The sequence below is a fragment of the Clostridioides sp. ZZV14-6153 genome (genome assembly GCF_020657855.1).
GTDB lineage: Bacteria > Bacillota > Clostridia > Peptostreptococcales > Peptostreptococcaceae > Clostridioides.
Genome location: NZ_JAGWCZ010000014.1, coordinates 74560 through 96466 on the forward strand (window position 1 = coordinate 74560; position 21907 = coordinate 96466).

Here is a 21907-nt window from a genome sequence, read left to right on the forward strand (position 1 = left end):
GACTAAAAAGAACAGCTCTATTAATTAGCAAAAAATAAAGTATTCTAATGATAAAGATTATCTCAAATGTCATAAACAAATATAGATTTATTATGATTATAGTAAAAATACACTTCTTCCTGTATATACAAATAATTTAAATTTTAAAAGGAGGAATTAATCATGGCAATTGAAACTAAAACTCCAGACTGGGTTAATGTGCTGGAACTAAATAGCAAAATAGACATTACTGGAAAATCTGATGTAAGTGATATGATACAAGATATTGTTTCTGATGAATCACTAAAAGATTCTGTTATATATTTTCCAAACGGTGACTATTTATTTGAAAAAGGTATTAAGATTAGCCAACAAATAACACTTCAAGGAAATTCTTATTATGGAGGAGATGTTCTAGAATTAAGTGAAAGTGAAGACAATAAAAAACCATTTATAGGAGCAACAAATTTTATAACTAGAGGCGTTTCTAATATGAGTATTGTTACATTGACAGAGACAAATCAAACTATAAAAAATATTAACTTTTACTATGATAATCGTGAAATAAAAAATGAATTACCTAAAGATGTATCTGCTATAACAGAAGGTGAAGGAGTACAAGGTCTATCACATTTTGAACATCTATATATTTCTGGATTTTCGGGAACAGGAATTGAAATTCCACTTTATGCAACTGGTAATGATATTACTGTTACCTCATGTGGTCTTGGTATAAAACTTGGAGAAAAATCTATGCTTTCTAGTAGTAAGGTTTATAGATGTAAAAATGGAATGGAAATTACAACTGGTGTCAGCTTAAACAATGTAAAAATAGAAGATATTCAAGAAGTAGGTATTAATAATAAAGGACTTGGTTTCAATCTTATGATTAATCTTGCAGTTGATAAATGTGGATACTGTGGGTTTATGTTTGAAAAAATGTCTCATAGCCAGATAACTGCAAGATTTACTAACTGTAGCCAATATTATAAAAACGTTGACTATGATACTTATAAAAATCTTCCAGATAAAAAAGAAGGAGCTTATTCTATACTTTATGGAGACACTTTAGACAACTGCAATATTGTATTGATGAATAATAATGTTGATACTCTAGAAAATGGTCTAGAGCGCAAGATACATGTAATCAAAGCGAATGAAACAACTAATGTAACTCTAGAATGTGATGCTGAAGCTGATAGCTTTATACAATGTGCAAAAGGTAACTTACTATTAGAAAATGGTAGAAATACTTATAAGTTCTATGATGGTGAGATTTGTTCTGTAGGCGGAGTTCAAGTTTCTGATGTAAATCAAGGTGATTTACTTAAGATAATTGATAATACACTTTATGTAGATGATGGGGGAAAAGATTTAGTGGTTCCTAAATTACAGAAGAATTCTGTTATATCTTCAATATTAGATTCAGAAGTAGAGATAAGTAAATTGCATAGTGGAACATGGGAACAAATTGGTGTAAAAACACTTAATGGAGAACCTATGTACTATTATAAAAAAATAAACGATTAGTTTTAAACTTAGGAGGTAGCGAATTATGGGAGAACCTATAATAATTAAAGAAACAGGTGGCTGGATTAATGTTTTAGATTATGGAGTTTGTAGAGATGAAACAGAAGATGTAAGTTCTAGGGTGCAAGAAATTATAAATGCTGCACCAGAAGACTCTATTATATATTTTCCAAAAGGGAAGTACTTATTTACAAGTGGTATAGAGATTAACAAACGATTAACACTATGTGGAGACACATATTTTAGGTCAAATAATCCAAATAGTCCAGATTATTATTCAGGAACAACACAATTTTCTGGTAAATTCGATCAAAAAAAGGTAGAAGATGGTACAATTGAAAGTTTTACAATGATAACCATAAAGGGAGTAAAGCATTGTATTAAAAGTATTTCTTTCCAATCAAACAATTGCAATAGCAAGAAGACACCTGAGGAACCTCCTGCAAATGGTGAATCAGGATTTCATCATGAAATAATATTCACAAGTGAACACAAAGGGAAATGTATATCAGCAATTGTATGTGAAAATGTATCAGAAGGGCCTGGACATTATGAAAATGTAGACTTTGGTGGCTTCGGTGAAATTGCACTTAAGATGCCTAATAATTCTACAGTAAACGATATTACTGTTTTTTCATGTAATCGTGGTATTAGTACAGGAGAAGATTCAATAATTACTAATGGAAAGACTTGGGGATGTGATTATGGAATGGAAATTTCTACTGGAACTTTTATTAATGGTATGAGAGTAGAAGAAGTTGGTAGGATTGCTATTGACAATATTGGTAAGGGCTTAAACTTTGTTACAAATGTTACAATTGACCAATGTGGATATTGCGGATTCAAGTTTGACTCAATGTCTAATACCTACGTATCAGGAAATATCTCAAGATGTGGTCAATTTTATTTTAATTTTAACTATGATGACTATTTGAAGTTAGACGAGAGAGTTAAGGAAGCTTATTCCTTATTTTATGGGAATTCAATAGAGTCAAGTAATATAACAATCGCAAATGACAATGGAGACTATTGGGATGATAAAGGGAAAGATAAATTTAAGGAAGGGGATTTAAGATTTAGGGAACATAAGATATATCTTATAGAAGCTTTTGAAGCCAAGAATGTATTATTAAGATGCAATATAGATGCTACTGATATGGTTGTTAATTCAGAAAAAGGAAACCTAATATACAATAATAAAGAACAAATAGTTATATTTTATGATGGTGAACTTAGTAGTATTAATGGAGTTGGTATATCTGAAAAAGGTCATAATGACAAAATAAAGATAAAAAATGATGAGATGTATATAAATGGCAATATTAAGATGCATAGCCCACAGGTAAATGATATTATATCAACATCAACTAGTAATATCAATACAGTTTCTGGTCAATATAAAGTAAAATTGGAGAAAATAAGTCAAAAAGTAGAAGTTGGAAGAACTATACACTATTATAAAGTGATAGATAAGTAAGTAAATATATTAGACTTAAGCAAGTATTTTGCCAATGGTCTAGTTATTAGTTTCAATAAATTTTATATAGTACAATTGGTAACTATAAAAATTCATTTAATACCAAAAGCACATAACCTTTTGGTATTGAGTAAATTAAGAAAGGAATAGATAATATTATGGAAGAAATTAAGAATAAAAAATGGATTAACGTATTAGAAAGAGAGCCTGATATTAAAAATGATGGGACAGAAGATGTAGGACCTTTTATACAGAAAATTATTAGTGAAACAGATTTTTGTATTTTGTATTTCCCAAAAGGTAAATACCTATTTAAAACTGGTATTGCGATTGATAAAGAAATAACCTTACATGGAGATTCTGATTCATCAACATCTGCTACAGAATTTATAACACGTGGAGTTCCTAATATGAGTATTATTACATTGACAGGAAGAAAACAATGTATTAAAAATATAAGTTTTTATTCTGATAGCTGTGAGATGATTGTTCATGATGAACCCCCAACAAAAGGAAATCCACATTATCATTATGAAATGTTCATTAAGAGAAATGAAAATAATGAAGAAATGAAGGGGGTATCAGCAATTACATGTACTGCTGAAACTACAGGCCTAGGTCATTATGAAAATCTTTATATAACTGGCTTCTCAGGTACAGGAATTCAAATTCCTTACTATTCAATTGTAAATGATATTACAGTTTCCTCTTGCGGACTAGGTATTGATACAGGAAATGACATAATTATTTCAAACAGTAGAATATATGAATGCCAAAAGGGTATGGAAATTAAGGTAGGAGCTAGTCTGAATAATATTAAAATCGAGAAAATACAAGAAGTAGGCCTTAGAAGTAAGGGTGGCGGTAGTTATAAGATTAATAATATTACTATTGATCAATGTGGACATTGTGGTTTTGCATTTGGTACAATGATTAATACTTCTATATCTGGGATTATAAGAAGATGTGGTCAGTATTATTATAATACAGATTATGATACTTATTCAAATATGGAAAATAGGAAAGAAGATGCATATTCATTATTCTATGGAGAGAATTTTAAGAATTGCCATGTTAATTTGCTTAGTGATAATAAAGATAATTGGGATGATGGATTAGAATATAAGCATAAAGTTTATGTATTTGAAACTCTTCAAATACCAAATTCTACACTGAAATGTAGCATAGATGCTTATGATTATATAGTAAAATCAGTACACGGAGGTGGAAATTTAAGGTTAAAAAATAACTTTAATGATTATATATTTATTGACTCATCTGTTCCAGAGATTGTTAATGGTATTAACTTGAAGGGATATCACAAAAATAGAAATTTGTTAATGTTAGATAATGGGAAATTGAGTTTTAAAACTGGCACTGGCACTGGCGATGAGAAAAAAAATATATTTAGAGCTCAACAGGGTCTTATTGTTACATCATTAGATTCAGATATTTCTCAGATAAAATCTACCTATGGAGGAGAATGGGTAAAACTTGGTTCTGAACTTATTGGAAAAGAAACTGTATATTATTATGAAGTCCCTGCACCCCCAAAATCCCCTGAAACTCAAAAAAATAAGTAATAAATAATATAAAAAAATGAATCCTTACAACAGGGTTCATTTTTTATAAATATAGCTGAATATAATAATACAAAAACTAATAAAGAAGTTTAAAATACTAGTCTTATATTATTGCAGAATTAACAGAATATTTAATATAGTTTTCTAATATCATAGAATAGTTATCTTTACTACAGATATATTTTAATACATGTTCTTATGTTGCTGATAGAGTTATGTCATTTTCAGATAACTCCTTAAGTTTATGTATTTAAAGCTTATTATCTGATAAAGTCGATATTGAAATGTAACATAAATGATTGTGATTATATAATAGAAACAGTACATGGAGATGGGAATTTAAGATTACAAAATAACTTTAATGGTTATATAGTAAAAGCAATACATAAAGGCTATAATTAGATTTACAGAAAAGTAAATTTATCTACAGCCTTTTTGGTATACTCAGTTTTTTAATATACACAGATTTTTGATATACATACAAATCTATGCACATTTTTATCATTTATTTGATATCTAAATTTATATGTGTTTTAGTAGTTGTTTTGCTTTTAGTAGTTAGTAGCGTATTAAATAGATTCTTTCATAATATCATTTTCTTTAATAATTAACTTTTTTAGATTTTTCCAATCGATTTCTTCCATATTAGCAAAATAATGTCCACTTCCTACACAAGTTAAATAGGATTTACCATCTAATTCAAATGAAGAACCACCAATACACTTTGGATTACATTTTTTACAAGTACGAGTTTTTGTAATACTATCTTTAATAACTTTAGAGCATTCTTCTACAGTGTCTCTATATGTATCTAGATTATAAAGGTTTGCTTTAACTCTCCATTTTTTCTCATTACATTCAATAGTAAATAGACTACGTTTTGGTTTTTTAGTTGAATATAGTATACGATAAGAACGGGCTCCTGTTCGTGGTTCAATCTTGCAATCTAGTGATTGACCAAGTTCATGCAAATCATAAGCAATACTATAATCTTTCCCACTTAGTACTTTTAGCATTTCTTCTGTTGTTTCTGCTGTTAATGGACTTTTGTTCATAATTAAAAACCCCCTATATAAATAAAAATTTTGCATATAAATAGTAGCTTTATACAAATAAAAACTAATAATAGTATAGTCAATCAAGTTATCAAAATCAATAAAATAGCTGTAATCTTACATTATTAGGCATGAAATGAGAGGTAGTGTTTTGTAGAGGGAAAGACTTAATAGTATGAAAATTCACTCAAACATGATACAATTCTATAAAAGATTTAAAAAATATGAAGGGAGAAAGTTGCTGAAAGAATTAATTTTATACTTTACTTATATTTTATAAAATAAATGTATAGCTTATAAGATAAATGGGCTCATTAAAAAATAGTTTTGTAAGTTTTCAGCAGCAGTAGTGGAATATTGATAATTTTTTGGTTACTATTATACTTGGCTATTATATTTTCAATAGGTTCTATGATAACAAAAGTAAATAAGGTCTGGATTAAAGTGTTGCTATTTGTAGCAGTAGGATTGTCAACCATAGTTCTTTCATACATGATAGCCTAATAAATTAAAACTTTAGAACTATTTAAATAAAATTTGCGAATTCTCAAAACAAGAATTCTCAGGTTGGTAAAATTCTAGATATGAGAAAAAATTAATGTTATAAAAAAACGAATTTCTGATTATTTTTTATGGGAAGGTTGCAATTTAGGTGTTTTAAGTGCTTACATAAAGTTTTATGAATAAAAAGAAATTGGCATGCTAATTGCTTTAATAAATATTAACATGAACACAAATAAATATAATAATCTGAGTATTGATTATTTGAAACTTTGGATTTGATTTCTTGTCTAAAGGTTCATATTAATATTGGTGTTTAGGAAATTTTATTTTCCTGTAAATATAACTTAATAATAGGAGGTGAAATCATGTCAAAAGTAGTAATAGCTACAGAGAAAGCTCCAGGAGCAATTGGACCATATTCTCAAGCGATACAAGTTGGAAATATAGTTTCTACATCAGGTCAACTTCCAATAGACATGAAGACAGGTGAGTTAGTATCTGACCCAAAAGAAGCAACAAAAGCTTCTTTAGACAATGTAAAAGCAATACTAGAACAAGCTGGTACAACTATGGATAAAGTATTTAAAACTACAGTTTTCGTAAAAGATTTAAAGGATTTTAATGATATTAACGAAGTGTACGCTACATATTTTAAAGAAAATCCACCAGCAAGATCATGTGTACAAGTTGCTCAATTACCAAAAGATGCAGTTTTAGAAATTGAAGCAATGGCAGTATTATAATAAAATCAATGACAAAACTAATAAAAATTAAAAACTAATAAAAAAAGTCTACAATTAAAAAGTTTATATTAAAAAAGTCTATATAAAAATCTATCTAAATATTTAACTATTGAGCTTTTCTTATATAACATATATTTTTGTGCCAAAAATATATTTGTTATAGGAGGAAAGCTTTTTTGTATTTTATTATTTGTGTATTATAATTAAAGTAATCCTAATATAAAACAATCTTTTTATAATTATTATTATGTATTTCAATGTAAATATATAAATAAGTAATGTTTTATATATATTTTAAAAATTAACTATATGTTAAAATATAGTTAAACTGATAATTTGGTAAATTAAATTCTAATGGGGGAAACTATGGTAAGTAAATTAAAGGAATTTCAACAGGAAATGATAAAATACACTGAAACAGTAGCTAGTGTGCTAGATGTAGATATTGAAATAGTTGATGATAGATTAATAAGAATTAGTGGCACAGGTCTGTATAAATCAAAAATAAATGAAAGCGTTGTTACTGAAGGTTTTCTTTATGATAAAGTTATACAGACAGGTCAGGAATTAGTCGTATTAGATATATGTGATAATCAGCTTTGTATAGAATGTTCCCATTACATGAAATGCCTAAATAAAGTAATAATAGCAGTCCCAATAAAATATAATAATCGTACTATAGGAGTAATTGGTGCTATTAGTACAGATAAAACTAAAAAAGTAGAAATAAGTGCAAAAATAGATAATTATTTGAAGTTTGTCAATCATATATGCGATTTAATTTCTATGAAGATAGAAGAACATGAAGTGTCAAAAAGTAGCAGTAGAAAAATGAATATGATGATAGAAATAATAGAAAATGTTGAAAAAGGTGTCATTATATTAGATATAAATAGCAAAATATCTTATATAAACAATATTGCTTTGAAAAAATTAGATATTGGAAAAGATATAATAGAAAATACAGTAAAAATAATATCTGTTGAATCTTCTTCAAATGGGCATGAATTACTAGAAATTGATATTGATAACAAAATTTATAATATAAATGCCAAAATAATTCCTGTATATCCATATATAAATCAATATGACAAGATAATCATATTTGATAAGACATATATAAACCATAAAGGACATGGAAAAGTCAACAGTGGATGGGGAAATAGTGATATAGAGTCTATAATTGGTAACTCAGAATCAATGGTGAAAGTTAAAGAGAGAACTAAGAAATTAGCAAAGTCAAATTCAACAGTTCTTATAACTGGTGAAAGTGGTACAGGTAAAGAGTTAATTGCTAGAGCTATACATGCTGAAGGAAGTAGATGGAATAAGCCATTTATTGCTATAAACTGTGCTGCTATTCCAGAAAACCTTCTTGAAAGTGAGTTATTTGGCTATATAAAAGGTGCATTTAGTGGAGCTAGTAGTGGAGGTAAGGTTGGTAAGTTTGAACTTGCAAATGAAGGGGTCATATTCCTTGATGAAATGGGGGACTTATCTATGCCTTTACAAGCGAAGTTACTTAGAGTTTTGCAGGAAAGAAAATTTGCAAGGATTGGCTCAAATAAACTTATAGATTTAGATATAAGAGTAATTGCTGCAACAAATAAAAATTTACTTAAGTTAGTGAATGAAGGCAAGTTTAGAGATGATTTGTACTATAGGTTAAATGTAATTCCTATAAATTTACCACCCCTTAGGGAAAGAAAAGATGATATTGAAGCTATAATGATGAAATTTGTTTCCAAGTATTCTTTAGAATTAGATATAAAATTGAATCAAATAGAAAAAAATGTGATGAATATGTTGATTAATTATAATTGGCCGGGAAATATAAGAGAATTAGAAAACGCAGTTGAATATATGATGAATTTAGTTGGAGAAGATGGAATAATCTATAAAGATATGCTTCCATTAGATATTTTGAACTATTATAATATTAAAGGAAATAGTTTTAAGAGTAATAATGAGGTAATAAAGTTTGAAGATGATATAGTTGATGGAATAGTAGAAAACCAAGAAAAAATACTTTCAATTAAAGAATTGGAGTTAACTTACATACATAAGTTGTTAAATAAATATGGAAGAGATACAAAGACAAAAAAGAAAATAGCAAAAGATTTAGGGATAGGTTTAGCTACATTATATAGAAAGCTAGAAGAGGAACAACAATAAACTAGATATAGAAAATAGTTTTAAATGTATTGTAATGTGATTGGTAGGTCAATAAAAATAACAGTACTAATAGAAAGCTAAAATAAAAACATAAAATATAGAAGGTTATAACCATATAAATATAGAAGGTAAAAATAGTAATATACAAGACAAAATAATAGACATATAGAAAATTAAAGGCATAATAGAAGGAAAATAAAAATAAAGAAACGGTTTCTCGAAATGATAATTCTCGTATTGATAAAAATTTCCCAATATGAGAATTTTTTCTTTTATAAATCTTATTTTTCACACTCAGATTTTACAGAATTTAAATAAATTTGAAAAAAGTATGTAATTCCAACATAAAAAAATTGTTTTTAGAATAAATAATATTGGCACAGTAATTGCTTTGTATAAAGACACAAAGATAAAAAATTAATAATGACATCGAAAAATTTGAAAGGGGAATATAAAATAAATGAGAGAAATAAAATGGAAATTAAATAACTTACCTAAAGCAGAGAAAAAAGAAAAAGGAATTGAATTTTTAAAGGATGAAGAAATTGCAAAAGCGAAAGCATTTCATGAGAGTTTTCCACAATACGAAAAAACTCCTTTAGTTAAATTAGATAACTTAGCAAAATTATTAGGGGTTAGCGGAATATATGTAAAAGATGAATCTTACAGATTTGGATTAAATGCATTTAAAGTTTTGGGTGGTTCTTACTCTATGGGTAGATACTTAGCTCAAAGATTAAATAAAGATATATCAGAGTTAGGATATGAAAAATTAATTTCAAAAGAAATAAAAGACCAATTAGGAGAAATAACTTTCTTTACAGCTACAGATGGAAATCATGGTAGAGGAGTTGCTTGGACAGCTAATAAATTAGGTCAAAAATCTGTTGTGTTAATGCCAAAAGGTTCTTCTGAATTTAGATTAAATAAAATCAAGGGAGAAGGTGCAGATGCTAGTATAACAGACTTAAACTATGATGATGCTGTAAGATTAGCTAATGAATATGCAGAAGCTGATGACCATGGAGTAATGGTTCAAGATACAGCATGGGAAGGATATGAAGAGATACCAGCATGGATAATGCAAGGATATGGAACTATGGCTAAAGAAGCTATAGAACAATTAAAAGAATATGGAGTAGATAGACCAACGCATGTATTTGTGCAAGCAGGAGTTGGTTCGCTTGCTGGTGCAGTTCAAGGATATGTTGCTTCAATATATGATGAATGCCCAATAACAGTAGTAGTAGAAGCTGATGAGGCAGATTGTTACTATAAATCAGCAGAAGCAGGAGATGGAAAACCAAGATTTGTAGGTGGAGATATGCCAACTATAATGGCAGGTCTTGCTTGTGGAGAACCAAATACTATAGGATTTGAAGTATTAAAAAATTATTCATCAGCATTTGTTTCAGCACCAGACTGGGTTTCTGCTAAAGGTATGAGAGTTTTAGGAAATCCTCTAAGAGGAGATGAAAAAGTAATCTCTGGAGAATCTGGAGCAGTTACAACTGGAGCATTAGTTTCAATACTTGAAAGTGAAGATTTAAAAGATTTAAGAGAAGCTTTAAAACTAGATGAAAACTCTAAAGTATTATTAATAAGTACAGAAGGAGATACTGACCCAGACAAATATAAAGATATAGTTTGGAATGGAGAATGCCAAAGTAAATAGAGGGTTCAAGATAAATAAAAGTAAAGTGCTAACAAATCAAATAAGTTAAACATTATAAATGAAAAATCAAAATGCCAATAAATAAAAATTAAGAATTATATGGGGGAATATCAAAATGTTAAATGAAATAAGAAAAAAACAATTAACTGAAGTTTGCCAAGATTTAATAAGAAATGCTAGTTATTCAGGTCAAGAAGAAAATGTAGTAAAGGCAATTGAAGAAAATTTTGCTATATTAGGTTTTGACAGCTGGTCAAGAGATAGATATGGAAATATAGTAGGATGTATAAAAGGAAATAAACCAGGTAAAAAAATATTATTTGATGGTCATATAGATACAGTTCCAGTTCCAGATGCAAGTAAATGGAGTGTTCCTCCTTTTGAAGCAAGAATAGTAGATGGTAAAATATACGGTAGAGGAACTTCTGATATGAAGGGTCAAGTAAGTGCTATGATGGCGGCTGTTTCATACTTTGCAGAAGATACTAATAAAGACTTCGAAGGTGAACTATATGTAGCAGGAGTTGTTCATGAAGAAATATTTGAAGGAGTTTCAGCTAGAGAAATAAGTAAAGCTGTTAAACCTGATTATGTTGTAATAGGAGAGTCTTCAGAATTAAACTTAAAGATTGGTCAAAGAGGTAGAGGAGAAATAGTTGTAGAAACTTTTGGTAAACCAGCTCACTCTGCTAATCCAGAAAAAGGTGTAAATGCAGTTTATAAAATGGCTAATGTAATTCAAAGAATACAACAATTAGTACCTCCAACTCATCCAGTGTTAGGTGATGGAATACTAGTTTTAACAGATATAAAATCTTCTCCATACCCAGGAGCATCAGTAGTGCCAGATTATTGTAAAGCAACTTTTGATAGAAGATTATTGGTTGGAGAAACAAAAGAAGGAGTATTAGCTCCAATACAAGCATTATTAGATGAAATGATGAAAGAAGACTCAGAATTAAATGCAAAAGTTTCTTATGCATCTGAAAAAGCTGACTGTTATACAGGAAATACTATAGAAAGTGAAAGATTCTTCCCAGGTTGGTTATATGATGAAAATGATGAATTTGTTCAAGCAGCATACAAAGGATTAAAAGAAGCTGGAATAGATTCAGAAATAACTCAATACTCATTCTGTACAAATGGAAGCCATTATGCAGGTGAGGCTGGAATAAGAACTATAGGATTTGGTCCTTCTAGAGAAAATCTTGCTCATACAATAGATGAACATATAGAATTAGACCAATTATTCAAAGGTGCAGAAGGATATTATGGTATATTAAAATCAGTTTATAAAAAATAATTAGGAGATGGTTTTGTGAGAACTTTAATAAAACATGGGCTTATAGTAGATGGCAATAAAACACCAGCATATGAAGGGGATATTTTAATAGAAAACGAAAAAATATTAAAAATATCACAGGATTTAAACGAAGAAGCTGACAAAGTTATAGATGCAAAAGGTAGAGTTATATGTCCAGGTTTCATAGATACTCATAGCCATTCAGACCTAGTGATTTTAGTTAATCCATATAATGAGGTAAAGATTAGACAGGGAATTACAACAGAAGTGTTGGGCCAAGATGGAATATCTATGGCCCCTCTACCTCAAGAGCATATATCTTCTTGGAGAAAAAATTTAGCAGGCCTAGATGGTGAAAGTGATGAAATTGATTGGAAATATGAAACAACAGAAAATTATTTGAAAATGATGGACGAAAATGGGGTGGGATTAAATGAAACTTATTTAGTACCTCATGGAAACGTAAGAATGGAAGCAATGGGACTTGAAGATAGACCTGCCACTGAAGAGGAAATTCAAAAGATGTGTGAAATCACAGAAAGAGAATTAAAGGCAGGAGCTATAGGATTGTCAACTGGACTTATATATATACCTTGTGCGTATTCATTGACAGAAGAAATTATAGAGATGTGTAAAGTAGTAGCAAAATACGATGGAGTATTTGTAGTTCATCAAAGAAGTGAAGCAGATACGATTTTAACATCAATGGAAGAAATTATAGAAATTGGAAAACAATCAGGAGTAAAAGTTCACTTCTCACACTTCAAGGTTTGTGGTAAATCAAATTGGAAGTATATACCTCAAGTTATAGAACTTTTAGAAAAAGCAGAAAAAGAAGGTATAAGAGTATCATTTGACCAATATCCTTATGCAGCTGGAAGTACAATGCTTGGAGTAGTTTTACCTCCATGGGCACATTCAGGAGGAACTGATAAATTAATAGAAAGATTAAGTGATGAAAACGAAAGAGCAAAAATGAAAAAAGATATAGCAAATGGAATCGAAGGTTGGGATAACTTTATAGAATTTGCTGGAATAGACCAAATCTTTGTAACAAGTGTAAAGACAGAAAAAAATCAAGATACAATTGGTAAAAGCCTACTAGAAATTGGAAAGATGAGAGGCAAAGACCCATTAGATGCAACGTTTGATTTATTGAAAGAAGAAGAAAATGCAGTTGGAATGGTAGATTTCTATGGATTAGAAGAACATATAATAGGTTTTATGAAAAGAGACGAACAAAATGTATGTACAGATGGTCTTTTAGCAGGTAAGCCACATCCAAGAGCATATGGTTCTTTCCCTAAAATACTAGGAAGATATGTTAGAGAATTAAATGTACTAACAGTTGAAGAAGCTGTTTACAAAATGACTAAAAAAGCAGCAGTAAGCTTTAGTATAAAAGATAGAGGGGAACTAAAAGAAGGATATTTTGCAGACATAGTTATATTTGACAAGGATACAGTTAGTGGATGTGATGATTTTATCAATTCTATGCAATATCCTACAGGTATAGATTATGTAATTATAAATGGAAATTGTGTTGTTGAAGAAGGAAAATACAATAAAATTAAAGCAGGAAAAGTACTTAAAAATTAAATCTTAGCTTTAAGGAGGAATAAATTTATGATTTTAGTGGGGAATGGGAGGCTAATAAGCCAAGATTCTTTAAATCCCTATATGGAAGATGGATGTGTTGTAATAAATGACAATCTGATTGAAGATATAGGTACTACTGAGGAAATGAAAGCGAAATATCCAGTACATGAATTTATAGATGCAGGCAAGAAGATAATCATGCCTGGTCTAATAAATTCACATATGCATATATACAGTTCATTTGCTAGAGGTATGGCAGTTCCAGGAAAACCATCTGAAAACTTTTTAGAAATATTAAACAATTTATGGTGGAGACTTGATAAACAACTTACACTAGAAGATACAAAATACAGTGCATATGCAACTTATATAGAATGTATAAAAAATGGTGTCACAACAGTTTATGACCATCATGCAAGTCCAAATGCAATTGAAGGTAGTTTATTTACAATATCAGATGTTGCAAAAGATTTGGGGATAAGAACATGCCTTTGTTATGAGGTATCTGATAGAGATGGTGGAGATACAATACAACAAGGCATCAATGAAAATGTAAATTTCATAAAATATGCTCAAAAAGATGATACAGACATGATACAGGGAATGTTTGGTCTTCATGCTGCATTTACATTGTCTGATGATACATTAAATAAGTGTGCTTCAGAAATGGCTGGTCTTGATACAGGTTATCATGTACATGTTGCTGAAGGATTAGCAGACTTACAATACAATGTAGATAAATATGGAAAAAGAGTTTTAGAAAGATTTAATGATTTTGGTGTGCTAAAAGAAAAGACTATAGCAGTTCATTGTATATATATAAGTACAGATGAAATCAATCTTTTAAATAAAACAAATACATTTGTAGTTCATAATCCAGAATCTAATATGGGAAATGCAGTTGGATGTTCTCCTGCAATAGAATTACTAAAAAGAGATGTTACAGTAGGTCTAGGAACTGATGGATACACTAGTGATATGTTTGAATCGTTAAAAGTTGCTAATATAATTCATAAACACCACTTGAGTGACCCAAGAGTTGGATTTGGAGAATCACAAACAATGTTATTTGATAACAATAAAAAAATAGCAAAAGCTTATTATAAAAATGACCTAGGTATACTTAAAAAAGGAGCTTATGCAGATGTTATAGTAGTTGATTATATACCACACACTCCATTGACAGAAAACACAATAGGGGGACACATCATATTTGGAATGAGTGGAAGAAGTGTGGACACAACTATTATAAATGGAAAAGTACTTATGAAAGACAGAAAATTAGTAAACATTGATGAAGAAAGTATTCTAGCTAAGAGTAGAGAACTAAGTCAAAACCTATGGAGTAGAATCTAAATAATTGATATTAACATACAAGTAAGAAACAAGAACTTAACTGTTAAGAATAGAATTTAGACAAAAGTAGAATTTAAATGAAGTATATAGATAAAAAATATATGGAATAGAATATTAAACTAAATATAGAAGGGAGACCCAACATGTCTCAAAATGAAAGCCCTAAAATAGCTCCAGTAGATGAAAGGTTACCTGTATCCAAATCTTGGGTATTTTCACTACAGCACGTTTTAGCAATGTGTGCAGGAGCGGTAGCAGTTCCTATGATGATAGGAAGTGCTGCACGACTAGATCATGCTAGTATTGTTTTTTTAATAAATGCTTGCTTGTTTATGGCAGGTATAGGAACACTCATACAAAGTGTTGGTATAGGAAATATTGTAGGCGCTAAAATACCAGTAATTGAAGGAACTAGTTTTGCCGCTGTGGCAGGTATGACAGCAATAGCCTCATCATATAGTGATTCTCAAGTTGCAATACAGACAGTATTTGGCTCTGTAATAGTAGCTGGACTGTTTTGTATATTACTTGCTCCAGTATTTGAAAAACTGATAAGATTTTTCCCTAGTGTAGTTACTGGAACAGTTGTTATGGTAATAGGTATTTCACTATTCCCAGTTGGGATAAAGTGGATAACTGACAACAAATTGGAAGCGGTTGAACCAAACTCATTAGCATTAGCTTTAGCAGTATTGGCGATAACTTTACTTTCATTTAAATTCTTAAAAGGAATTTGGAATAGTACAGCGATATTGGTAGGTATAGTACTTGGTACATTACTTTCTATGGCAGTTGGAATGGCTGATTTTAGTGCAGTAAATGGTGTTGGATGGCTTAATCTAAATGTGCCTTTAAAATTTGGAATGCCTAGATTTGAACCATCTGCAATATTATCATTATGCTTAATTATGTTAGTACTTATGACAGAATCAGTTGGTAATATGATAGCTATTCACGAAATGGTAGACAAAGAGGTAACTGGTAAAAATATTAAAAGAGGTCTATTTGGAGATGGAATATCTACAGCTTTATCTGGGATATTTAATTCATTCCCAATAACTCCATTTGGTCAAAATACAGGAATTGTTGGGCTTACAGGTATAAAATCAAGATTTATTGCAGTTTATGCAGGGGTAATATTGCTAGTGCTTGGTTTCTTACCAAAGTTTGCAGCCATAATAGGAGCAATACCTAAGCCTGTTCTTGGAGGAGTAGGATTTGCAATGTTTGGAATGGTAATGGTTGGAGGAGTAAAAACTCTAAGTAAAGTAAAATTTGATGGAACTAAAAATGGAGTGATAGTAGCAGTTAGTGTTGGGTTATCTATGATACCACTGACAAATCCTGATTTCTATCATAATTTTCCAACTTGGGTGCAAACGATATTTCACAGTGGAATAACAACAGGAAGTTTATCAGCAGTACTTTTAAATATATTCTTCAATGAATTAGGTTCAAAAAAGGAAAAAACTCCTAAGACTGAAGAAGCAAAATAAGATGAAATAAACGAAAAGCAACATAGACAAAAGAGTATCTAAGCTAAATATTAAAAAAATATATTTAATTAAGGGAGAGATAATAATATGGCTAATTTAAAAGTTAATTTATATGGAATGGAATTCTTAAATCCAGTTATGACAGCGGCAGGTCCTGGAGCAAAAGATGGTGATCTCTGTCAAGAGGCAGCAAAAGGAGGAGCTGGAGCTATATGTACAAAAACTATATCTGTATTACCAGCAGATGTACCAAGACCATGTATGGCAAAAACTAACAGTGGTTTCTTAAACACAGAATTATGGTCAGAGCTTCCAAAAGAACAATGGATAGAAGAAGAATACAAAAAAGTAAAAGCATCAGGTCTTCCAGTAATAGTAAGTATGGGATATTCAGCAGAACAAATAGCTGAGGTTGCACCTTTAGTAAAACCTTATGCAGATGCAGTTGAATTATCTACTCATTATGTAGGTACAGACGTTGCTCCAATAGTAAATGCTTTAAAAGCTGCAAAAGCTGTTTTAGATGTACCAGTATTTATGAAAATGAGTCCTCATACTGATATTCAAACTATTGCAAAAGCTGTTGAAGAAGCAGGAGCAGACGGACTTGTAATGATAAACTCATTTGGACCATGTATGGCAATAGATGTAAACACAGGATACCCTATAATGGGAAGTAAAGCTGGATATGGATGGCTATCAGGAGCTCCAATAAGACCACTTGCAATAAGATGTATATATGAAGCTTCTCAAGTTGTAAATATACCAATTATAGGTGTTGGTGGAATAACTTGTGGAAAAGATGTAGCTGAAATGATGATGGCAGGAGCAAGTGCTGTTCAAGTATGTACAGAAGCAATCCTTAAAGGGCCTTCTATATATGGAAAAATTGCTAAAGAATTAAATGATTTCTTAGATGAAAATGGATATGCTGATGTTAATGAAATCAAAGGATTAACTCATAAGAAAATGGCAGCTAGAGGATTTAGAACTCATGCAGTAGCTCCAGTTGTAGATGATAATAAGTGTATCAAATGTAAACAATGTGTAACAAGCTGTGTATATGAAGCTCTAGAAGTTACAGATAAATTAAATATAGATGTGGATAAGTGCTTTGGTTGTGGATTATGTGTAACTAGATGTCCAAAAGGAGCTTTAAGCATTTGCTACAATCAAGTAGAAGCTGTTAATGAATAATAAATATATAGAATTTTAGTAATTAACTTAGAGTAATAGATATATTAGGATAATAAAATATATTAGATAAGCAAGTATTATATTTTAATAATACAACATGAAGTTAATAATTTTATTGAGTTGATTTAACTAAACATTAGTTTAACTAAATATTAATTTAATTAGATATTGGTTTAATCTAAATATAGATTTATTGTGTATAAGTGCAATAGTCAAATTACTTTAAGTTAATTTCTTCAGATAAAATAAATTGATACGTTATAAGTAAGGTGGAGTCTATATGGGAATTGTTTTAAAAGGTGGGAAAGTAGTAACAAGTGAAAAAACTTACTGTGCAGATGTAAGAATAGAAAATGAGAAAATAGTTGATATAGGTGTTGATATATCAAAAGAAAATGATGAAATAGTTGATGTTAGTGATTCTTATGTTATACCAGGAGGTATAGATACACACACTCACTTTGACTTAGATACAGGAACTACTAAGACAGCAGATAACTTTGAAACAGGAACAAAAGCTGCAATAGCTGGAGGTACTACTACTATCTTAGATTTTGCTACACAATCGAGAGGTTGTTCTTTAAAAGAAGGATTAGATGAATGGCATGAAAAAGCTAGAGATAAATCTTATTCAGACTATGGTTTTCACATGGCTATAACAGATTGGAATGCTTCAATTTGTAATGAAATGGAAGATATGGTGAAAGAAGGAGTATCTTCATTTAAATTGTATATGGCATATAAAGGAAGCCTTCAAGTTGATGATGGTGTTATCTTTGAAGCTTTGAGAAAAGCAGAAGAAGTAGGAGGAATTATTGGATTCCATTGTGAAAATGGGGATATAATATGTGAACTTGTGGATAAAGCAAAAGAAGAAAATAACTTATCTCCAAAATATCATCAATTAACTAGACCAGCTATATTAGAAGCAGAAGCTACTTCAAGACTTATGAAGATAGCAGAAGTTGCAAATTCTAAGGTGTATGTTGTTCACCTAAGTTGTAAAGAATCTTTGGAAGAAGTTCTAAAAGCTAAGCAAAGAGGAGTAGATGTGATAGTTGAAACTTGTCCTCAATACCTTCTATTAAGTGATGAATTATACGATTTAGATGGATTTGAAAGTGCTAAATATGTAATGTCACCACCTTTAAGAGATAAAGAAAATAATGAAATTTTATGGAATGCTATTTTAAATAATCAAATAGATACTATAGGTACAGACCACTGTTCTTTTAATTATAAGGGGCAAAAGGAACTTGGAATAAACGATTTCAGTAAAATTCCTAATGGTTCTCCAGGTGTGGAACATAGGATGAGTCTTTTATACACATATGGAGTCTGTAAAAATAAAATATCTATCAACAAGATGGTAGAGGTAACATCAACTAATGCCGCTAAATTGTTTGGAATGTATCCTGAAAAAGGCACTATAGAAATAGGTAGTGATGCAGATATATTAGTTTTAAATCCAAATAAAAAATCTAAAATAGAAGCAAAAAAACAATTACAAAATGTAGATTATACGCCTTATGAAGGTTATGAAGTAGATTGTCAAATAGAACATGTTTATTTAAGAGGAAAAGAAGTTGTTAGAGAGGGAGAATTAATTTGTAATACTCCAAGTGGGAGATATATAAAAAGGCGTCTAACAGAGGAGGCTAGAGAATGGTAGAATTTATATTAAACGGAGAGAAAGTTGTTGCAAAAGAAGGTAAAAAACTTTTAGACTTCCTTAGAGAAGATATGAATATAACTTCAGTTAAAAATGGCTGTTCAGAAGGTGCTTGCGGAACTTGTATGGTTATAATAGATGGTAAAGCAACCAAAGCATGTGTATTTAAAACTGATAAATTAGCTGGAAAAAATATAACAACTATAGAAGGATTATCAGAAAGAGAAAGAGATGTTTTTGCATATTCTTTTGCCAGCCAAGGAGCTGTTCAATGTGGATTTTGCATCCCAGGTATGGTAATTAGTTCAAAAGCACTTATAGACGTTAATAATAATCCTACTGAAGATGACATAAAAAAAGCTTTAAAAGGTAATATATGTAGATGTACAGGTTATGTAAAAATAATTAAAGCTGTGAGTTTGGCAGCAAAGATATTTAGAGAAGATATAGATGTGCCAAAAGTAAACTGCAAAGGTCTAGTTGGTGAAAGTCTTCACAGAGTTGATGCAGTAGGTAAAACACTTGGATACTCTGAATATGTAGATGATATAAGATTAGAAGGTATGATTTATGGTTCAGCAGTTAGAGCTAAATATCCAAGAGCGTTAGTTAAAAAGATAGATATAGAAGAAGCAAAAGCTTATCCAGGAGTTGTTACAGTTCTTACAGCTAAAGATATTCCAGGAACTATAAAAGTAGGTCACTTAAAGAAAGATTGGGATACATTAATCCCAGAAGGTGAAATAACTAGATATTTAGGAGATGGAATAGTTTTAGTAGCAGCAGAAACTAGAGAAGCATTAGAAGAAGCGAAAAAACTAGTTAAGATAGATTATGAAGAATTGACACCTTTAAGTACTACAGCAGAGGCTCTTAAAGAAGATGCTCCAAAGATACATGAAACAGGTAATGTACTTGTTAAGGAACACTTAGTAAGAGGAAATGCTGAAGAAAAAATAAGGAATTCAAAATATGTTGTAACTAAAAAATACACTACACCTGCAACAGAACATGCATTTTTAGAACCTGAATGTGCAGTAGCAGGTCCTTATGAAGAAGATGGAGTAATAATTTACTCAACAGACCAAGGAGTATTTGCTACTCAACATGAATGTGCAGATATGTTAGGATTACCACATGAAAAAGTAAGAGTGATAAATAAGATGGTAGGAGGCGGATTTGGTGGAAAAGAAGATATGAGTGTTCAACACCATGCAGCCTTACTTGCATACCACACAAAGAGATTTGTAAAAGTACAGCTTACAAGAAAAGAAAGTATTATTGTTCATCCAAAAAGACACGCTACAGAAATGGAATTTACAACAGCATGTGATGAAAATGGATATCTAACAGGTATGAAAGCAACTATAATATCTGATACAGGTGCTTATGCATCTCTTGGAGGGCCAGTATTACAAAGATTATGTACTCATGCAGCAGGACCATACAATTATCAGGATATTGATATAACTGGAACAGCAGTATATACTAATAATCCTCCTGGGGGAGCATTTAGAGGTTTTGGAGTTACACAAAGTTGTTTTGCTACAGAATGTAATCTAAATTTACTTGCTGAAATGGCTGGAATATCACCTTGGGAAATAAGATATAAAAATGCAATAAGACCTGGTCAAGTTTTACCAAATGGTCAATTTGCAGATGAAGGAACAGCAATGGCAGAAACATTAGAAGCTGTAAAAGAAGAGTATGAAAAACACCCACGTGCAGGTATAGCTTGTGCAATGAAAAATAGTGGTGTAGGGGTAGGTATACCTGATGTGGGAAGATGTAGATTGGTAATAAAAGATGGCAAAGTCCATATAAGAACAAGTGCTTCTTGTATAGGTCAAGGTCTTGGTACTGTTATGACTCAAGTGGTTTGTGAAACTGCTAATTTACTACCTGAAAACATAGTACATGAAGTTCCAGATACTCACTTGACACCAGACTCTGGTAATACTACAGCTTCAAGACAGACCGTGTTTACAGGGGAAGCTACTAAGGTTGCATCAATTAAGTTAAAAGAAGCTTTAGCAACTGGTAAAGTATTGTCTGATTTAGAGGGAGAAGAATTTTACGGAGAATATGCAAGTGTTACAGACAAAATGGGTTCTGATAAAGAAAATCCAGTAAGCCATGTAGCTTATGGATATGCAACACAAGTTGTAATGCTAGATGAAAATGGAAAATTAGAAAAAGTAGTAGCAGCACATGACGTAGGAAGAGCTATAAACCCAATCAGTTTAGAAGGGCAAATAGAAGGTGGAGTTGTTATGGGTCTTGGATATGCCTTAACAGAGGATTACCCAGTAGTTAACTCTGTGCCTACAGCTAAATTTGGTACATTAGGTTTATTTAAATCTACAGATATACCAGAAATACAAGCTGTAATAGTTGAAAAAAACAAAGATTTATTGGCGTATGGAGCAAAAGGTGTAGGAGAGATTTGTACAGTTCCTACTGCACCAGCAGTGCAAAATGCTTATTATGTATTTGATAAAGAGTTTAGAACTGAACTACCACTTCAAAATACGCCATATAGTAAAAAAAAATAACAAAAAAA

At 30.5% G+C, this 21907-nt stretch carries 14 protein-coding genes; 13 read left to right on the plus strand and 1 reads right to left on the minus strand.

From position 1 onward, the window contains the following. Nucleotides 1–162: 162 nt before the first annotated feature. The 3 genes from KGF46_RS15725 to KGF46_RS15735 all read left to right on the plus strand — a co-directional run bounded on the left by KGF46_RS15725 (nucleotide 163) and on the right by KGF46_RS15735 (nucleotide 4569). Nucleotides 163–1509, plus strand: coding sequence for a glycoside hydrolase family 55 protein (locus tag KGF46_RS15725; RefSeq protein WP_227862155.1), 1347 nt, complete (start codon nucleotides 163–165; stop codon nucleotides 1507–1509). 25 nt (nucleotides 1510–1534) lie between these two features. Beyond that, nucleotides 1535–2986 carry a glycoside hydrolase family 55 protein gene (locus KGF46_RS15730; RefSeq protein WP_227828377.1) on the plus strand — a complete coding sequence of 484 codons (1452 nt, stop codon included), beginning with the start codon at nucleotides 1535–1537 and terminating at the stop codon, nucleotides 2984–2986. A 158-nt stretch (nucleotides 2987–3144) separates the two neighbouring features. After that, complete coding sequence (locus tag KGF46_RS15735; protein WP_227850502.1) at nucleotides 3145–4569, plus strand: glycoside hydrolase family 55 protein; 1425 nt, start codon at nucleotides 3145–3147, stop codon at nucleotides 4567–4569. A gap of 569 nt (nucleotides 4570–5138) precedes the next feature. Here the strand turns inward: KGF46_RS15735 and KGF46_RS15740 are convergent. Continuing rightward, entirely contained in the window at nucleotides 5139–5624 is a 486-nt protein-coding gene (locus tag KGF46_RS15740; RefSeq protein WP_227828379.1) for a hypothetical protein, read from the minus strand. 869 nt (nucleotides 5625–6493) lie between these two features. Here KGF46_RS15740 and KGF46_RS15745 point away from each other — a divergent pair. The 10 genes from KGF46_RS15745 (at nucleotide 6494) to xdh (ending at nucleotide 21899) form a co-directional block, all read left to right on the plus strand. Further along, nucleotides 6494–6871: a RidA family protein gene (locus KGF46_RS15745; protein WP_227433761.1), complete on the plus strand. Its 378-nt coding sequence runs from the start codon at nucleotides 6494–6496 to the stop codon at nucleotides 6869–6871. Between the two features lie 366 nt (nucleotides 6872–7237). Further along, a complete protein-coding gene (locus KGF46_RS15750) occupies nucleotides 7238–9046 on the plus strand; it encodes a sigma 54-interacting transcriptional regulator (protein ID WP_227828380.1) in 1809 nt (602 codons plus the stop codon). A 460-nt stretch (nucleotides 9047–9506) separates the two neighbouring features. After that, nucleotides 9507–10721: a diaminopropionate ammonia-lyase gene (gene dpaL / locus KGF46_RS15755; RefSeq protein ID WP_227828381.1), complete on the plus strand. Its 1215-nt coding sequence runs from the start codon at nucleotides 9507–9509 to the stop codon at nucleotides 10719–10721. A gap of 115 nt (nucleotides 10722–10836) precedes the next feature. Then, nucleotides 10837–12024, plus strand: coding sequence for a YgeY family selenium metabolism-linked hydrolase (locus KGF46_RS15760; RefSeq protein WP_227828382.1), 1188 nt, complete (start codon nucleotides 10837–10839; stop codon nucleotides 12022–12024). 15 nt (nucleotides 12025–12039) lie between these two features. Continuing rightward, complete coding sequence (locus KGF46_RS15765) at nucleotides 12040–13623, plus strand: D-aminoacylase (protein ID WP_227842377.1); 1584 nt, start codon at nucleotides 12040–12042, stop codon at nucleotides 13621–13623. Between the two features lie 27 nt (nucleotides 13624–13650). Further along, the gene (gene ssnA / locus KGF46_RS15770) at nucleotides 13651–14979 is read left to right on the plus strand and encodes a putative aminohydrolase SsnA (protein ID WP_227862156.1); all 1329 of its coding nucleotides are present in this window, start codon (nucleotides 13651–13653) and stop codon (nucleotides 14977–14979) included. A gap of 143 nt (nucleotides 14980–15122) precedes the next feature. Beyond that, on the plus strand, nucleotides 15123–16475 hold the full coding sequence (locus KGF46_RS15775) for a nucleobase:cation symporter-2 family protein (protein ID WP_227828385.1): 1353 nt from the start codon (nucleotides 15123–15125) through the stop codon (nucleotides 16473–16475). A gap of 87 nt (nucleotides 16476–16562) precedes the next feature. Then, nucleotides 16563–17672: a 4Fe-4S binding protein gene (locus tag KGF46_RS15780; RefSeq protein ID WP_227862157.1), complete on the plus strand. Its 1110-nt coding sequence runs from the start codon at nucleotides 16563–16565 to the stop codon at nucleotides 17670–17672. Between the two features lie 280 nt (nucleotides 17673–17952). Further along, nucleotides 17953–19344, plus strand: a complete 1392-nt coding sequence (hydA, locus tag KGF46_RS15785; RefSeq protein WP_227842374.1) for a dihydropyrimidinase — start codon at nucleotides 17953–17955, stop codon at nucleotides 19342–19344. Beyond that, nucleotides 19338–21899 carry a selenium-dependent xanthine dehydrogenase gene (xdh, locus tag KGF46_RS15790; RefSeq protein ID WP_227828387.1) on the plus strand — a complete coding sequence of 854 codons (2562 nt, stop codon included), beginning with the start codon at nucleotides 19338–19340 and terminating at the stop codon, nucleotides 21897–21899. Before hydA ends, xdh begins: the two co-directional genes overlap by 7 nt. Nucleotides 21900–21907 lie beyond the last annotated feature (8 nt).

What these genes read in the sequence shown, in the direction of transcription:
- KGF46_RS15725 (WP_227862155.1), top strand. Translation starts at nt 163, where the DNA reads ATGGCAATTGAAACTAAAACTCCAGACTGGGTTAATGTGCTGGAACTA.
- KGF46_RS15730 (WP_227828377.1), top strand. Translation starts at nt 1,535, where the DNA reads ATGGGAGAACCTATAATAATTAAAGAAACAGGTGGCTGGATTAATGTT.
- KGF46_RS15735 (WP_227850502.1), top strand. Translation starts at nt 3,145, where the DNA reads ATGGAAGAAATTAAGAATAAAAAATGGATTAACGTATTAGAAAGAGAG.
- KGF46_RS15740 (WP_227828379.1), bottom strand. Translation starts at nt 5,624, where the DNA reads ATGAACAAAAGTCCATTAACAGCAGAAACAACAGAAGAAATGCTAAAA.
- KGF46_RS15745 (WP_227433761.1), top strand. Translation starts at nt 6,494, where the DNA reads ATGTCAAAAGTAGTAATAGCTACAGAGAAAGCTCCAGGAGCAATTGGA.
- KGF46_RS15750 (WP_227828380.1), top strand. Translation starts at nt 7,238, where the DNA reads ATGGTAAGTAAATTAAAGGAATTTCAACAGGAAATGATAAAATACACT.
- dpaL (WP_227828381.1), top strand. Translation starts at nt 9,507, where the DNA reads ATGAGAGAAATAAAATGGAAATTAAATAACTTACCTAAAGCAGAGAAA.
- KGF46_RS15760 (WP_227828382.1), top strand. Translation starts at nt 10,837, where the DNA reads ATGTTAAATGAAATAAGAAAAAAACAATTAACTGAAGTTTGCCAAGAT.
- ssnA (WP_227862156.1), top strand. Translation starts at nt 13,651, where the DNA reads ATGATTTTAGTGGGGAATGGGAGGCTAATAAGCCAAGATTCTTTAAAT.
- KGF46_RS15775 (WP_227828385.1), top strand. Translation starts at nt 15,123, where the DNA reads ATGTCTCAAAATGAAAGCCCTAAAATAGCTCCAGTAGATGAAAGGTTA.
- KGF46_RS15780 (WP_227862157.1), top strand. Translation starts at nt 16,563, where the DNA reads ATGGCTAATTTAAAAGTTAATTTATATGGAATGGAATTCTTAAATCCA.
- hydA (WP_227842374.1), top strand. Translation starts at nt 17,953, where the DNA reads ATGGGAATTGTTTTAAAAGGTGGGAAAGTAGTAACAAGTGAAAAAACT.
- xdh (WP_227828387.1), top strand. Translation starts at nt 19,338, where the DNA reads ATGGTAGAATTTATATTAAACGGAGAGAAAGTTGTTGCAAAAGAAGGT.